The organism is Curtobacterium sp. B8 (genome assembly GCF_000333315.1).
GTDB lineage: Bacteria > Actinomycetota > Actinomycetes > Actinomycetales > Microbacteriaceae > Curtobacterium > Curtobacterium luteum.
In genome coordinates, this window is sequence record NZ_BACW01000409.1 from 1 (window position 1) to 3,581 (window position 3,581).

A 3,581-nucleotide genomic window follows, 5' to 3' on the forward strand; every position below is an offset into this window, starting at 1 on the left:
ACGGGCCGGCTCTTTCCGGCGCCGTGGGAGGCGTCCTGCGTGCTCGGCATCAACCAGCCGCCGGTGACGATCAAGCAAGGTCGAGGTCTCGATCATCGACGAGGCGTTCCAGAACGGTTGGGTCACCCCGCACCCGCCGGAGCGCCTGACCGGCAAGACCGTCGCCGTCGTCGGGTCGGGCCCCGCCGGCCTCGCGGCTGCGCAGCAGCTCACGCGCGCCGGGCACACCGTCGCCGTCTACGAGCGGGACGACCGCATCGGCGGCCTGCTCCGGTACGGCATCCCGGACTTCAAGATGGAGAAGCGCCAGATCGACGCGCGTCTCGCCCAGATGCAGGCCGAGGGCACCCGTTTCCGCGCCGGCGTCGAGATCGGCCGGGACATCACCTGGGACGACCTGAAGTCGCGCTACGACGCCGTCGTGGTGGCGACGGGTGCGCTCGTCCCGCGGGACCTGCCGATCCCCGGTCGTGACCTCGCCGGCGTCCACTTCGCGATGGACTACCTCGTGCAGCAGAACAAGACGAACGCCGGCACGACGGTCGACAACCAGACCACGGCCGAGGGCAAGCACGTCGTCGTCATCGGCGGCGGCGACACCGGCGCGGACTGCATCGGCACGGCGCACCGGCAGGGCGCCCTGAGCGTGACGAACCTCGCGATCGGCAAGCAGCCGCCGCTCGAGCGTCCGTCCGAGCAGCCGTGGCCGATGTTCCCGACCGTGTTCGAGGTCACGAGTGCACACGAGGAGGGTGGCGAGCGGCACTTCCTCGCCTCCACCGTCGAGTTCCTCGGCAACGAGGCCGGCGAGGTCCGTGCCCTCCGGGTCGCCGAGACCGAGTACCTCGACGGCCGTCGTGTGCCGAAGGCCGGCACCGAGCGCGAGATCCCTGCGGACCTCGTGCTCATCGCCATGGGCTTCACCGGCCCCGAGACGGACACCATCGCGCCGCAGCTCGGCCTGCCCACTGCACCCTCCGGCGCCCTCGCTCGTGAGGCCGACTACTCGACCAACGAACCGGGCGTCTTCGTCGCCGGGGACGCCGGTCGCGGACAGTCGCTCATCGTGTGGGCGATCGCCGAGGGCCGTGCCGTAGCGGCCAAGGTCGACGCCTACCTCGAGGGGTCGACGATCCTGCCCGCTCCGGTCAAGGCGACCGACCGCGCGATCACGGTCTGAGACCGACGTGAACGCATCGGGAACCCCGACCCGCGAGTGAGCGGCAGGCCACCAGCACTCGGTAGGGTGCTGGTGGCCTCGCTTCGTTCCGCGCGGCCCCACAGCGCGGAAACCCAAGCACCACCCACCACCAGAAGGAATCCATTGAGACGCGCAAAGATCGTTTCGACGCTCGGACCGGCAACGTCGGAGTACGAGACCGTCAAGGAGATCATCGAGGCGGGCGTCGACGTCGCCCGGCTCAACCTCAGCCACGGTGACTACAGCGTCCACGAGGCCAACTACGAGAACGTCCGTCGCGCCGCCGCGGAGCTGGGCAAGCCCGTCGCGATCCTCGTCGACCTGCAGGGTCCGAAGATCCGCCTCGCGAAGTTCGCGGACGGCCCGCACGAGCTCGCCGTCGGCGACGTCTTCACCATCACCACGGAGGACGTCCCCGGCTCGAAGGAGATCTGCGGCACGACGTTCAAGGGCCTCCCGCAGGACGTCAAGCCCGGTGACCCGCTCCTCATCGACGACGGCCGCGTGCGACTCCGCGTCCTCGACACCGACGGCGTGCGCGTGCGCACCGAGGTCGTCGTCGCGGGCACCGTGTCGAACAACAAGGGCATCAACCTGCCCGGTGTCGCCGTCAACGTCCCCGCGCTGAGCGAGAAGGACGAGGCCGACCTCCGCTGGGCGATCCGGCAGGGTGCCGACCTCATCGCGCTCTCGTTCGTGCGCAACGCCGCCGACGTGCAGCGCGCCCACGAGATCATGGACGAGGAGGGCAAGCGCCTCCCGGTCATCGCGAAGATCGAGAAGCCGCAGGCCGTCGACGCGCTCGAGGAGATCATCGACGCCTTCGACAGCATCATGGTCGCCCGCGGCGACCTCGGTGTCGAGCTGCCGCTCGAGGCCGTGCCGATCGTGCAGAAGCGCGCCGTCGAGCTCGCACGCCGCATGGCGAAGCCGGTCATCGTCGCGACCCAGATGCTCGAGTCGATGATCTCGTCCCCGATCCCGACCCGCGCCGAGACGTCCGACGTCGCGAACGCCGTGCTCGACGGCGCGGACGCGGTCATGCTCTCGGGCGAGACCAGCGTCGGCGAGTACCCGGTGCAGACCGTCCGCACGATGGCCCGCATCGTCGAGTCGACCGAGGACCACGGCCTCGAGCGCATCGCGCCGCTCGGCACGAAGCCGCGCACCCTCGGCGGCGCGATCACCCTCGCCGCCGTGGAGATCGCGGAGTTCACCGAGGCGTCGTACCTCTGCGTGTTCACCGAGTCGGGCGACTCCGCCCGCCGCATGTCGCGCCTGCGCCACGGCCTGCCGATCATCGCCTTCACCCCGAACGAGGCGACGCGCCGCCGCATGGCGCTCACCTGGGGCGTCCGTTCCTTCCTGGTGGACCGGAAGACGCACACCGACGAGCTGTTCTCGCAGGTCGACGACGTGTTGCTCGAGCACGGTCTCGCGGCACCCGGCGACCGGGTCGTCGTGACGGCGGGATCGCCTTCCGGCATCGAGGGCTCCACGAACGACCTCCGCGTGCACCGCGTCGGTGACGCGCACGCCGAGGCCGCTCCGGCCTACGTGCGCGACTGACGCCGGTCGCGTCCCGACAGGGCGCGGACGGGAGGCACGGTGTGCGCGACGCACGCCGCCTCCGGTCCGCGCCCTGTCGCGTCCCACCCCGCACGACGTGACCGGGGCACGTCGCGCCCGCGCCAGCGCCCGCGATCCGGACGCACCCGGGGCAGACCGTGCCCGCGTTCCGGATCCGCGCCGCGGCCGAGGCGACCACGTGCCCGCGTGACCGGGCAGGATGGCCGGTGTGAGCCTCCAGGATGACACCGTGTCAGCACCGACCGGGGCCGACGTCCGTCGCTGGCGTCGGTACCTGGCGGACGAGCGCGCGGAAGCCGCCGTCTACCGGAACCTCGCCGCCCGCCGCGAGGGCGAGGAGCGCGAGATCCTCGCCGCCCTCGCCGACGCCGAGGGGCGGCACGCGCAGCACTGGCTCGAACTCCTCGGTGACGACGTGGGCCGGCCGCAGCGGGGGAGCCTGCGGACGCGCGTGCTCGCCGCCCTCGCCAAGCGGTTCGGATCGGTGTTCGTCCTCGCGCTCATGCAGCGTGCCGAGGACCGCTCGCCGTACGCGGAGGACGCGGACGCGACGGCCCGCATGGCGGCCGACGAGCGGATCCACGGCGAAGTCGTCCGCGGCCTCGCGAACCGTGGACGGATGCGCCTGTCCGGCACGTTCCGCGCCGCAGTGTTCGGTGCGAACGACGGCCTGGTGTCGAACCTCGCGCTCATCATCGGCATCAGCGCGTCGGGCGCCGACCGGCACTTCGTCCTCCTGAGCGGCATCGCGGGCCTCCTCGCGGGTGCGTTGTCCATGGCGCGGGCGAGT

At 71.7% G+C, this 3,581-nt stretch carries 2 protein-coding genes and 1 pseudogene; all 3 read left to right on the top strand.

Going from position 1 to position 3,581, the window contains the following annotated elements; translation table 11 throughout:
- Nucleotides 1-1,180, top strand: a pseudogene (locus tag I59_RS19745) (glutamate synthase subunit beta); the annotation flags it as partial.
- A gap of 144 nt (nt 1,181-1,324) precedes the next feature.
- Nucleotides 1,325-2,770 (top strand): pyruvate kinase, encoded by a 1,446-nt coding sequence (gene pyk / locus I59_RS10635; protein WP_022903858.1) that lies wholly within the window; start codon nt 1,325-1,327, stop codon nt 2,768-2,770.
- Nucleotides 2,771-2,990: 220 nt separating this feature from the next.
- On the top strand, nt 2,991-3,581 hold a 591-nt coding region (locus I59_RS10640), incomplete at its 3' end, for a VIT1/CCC1 family protein (protein ID WP_042726645.1).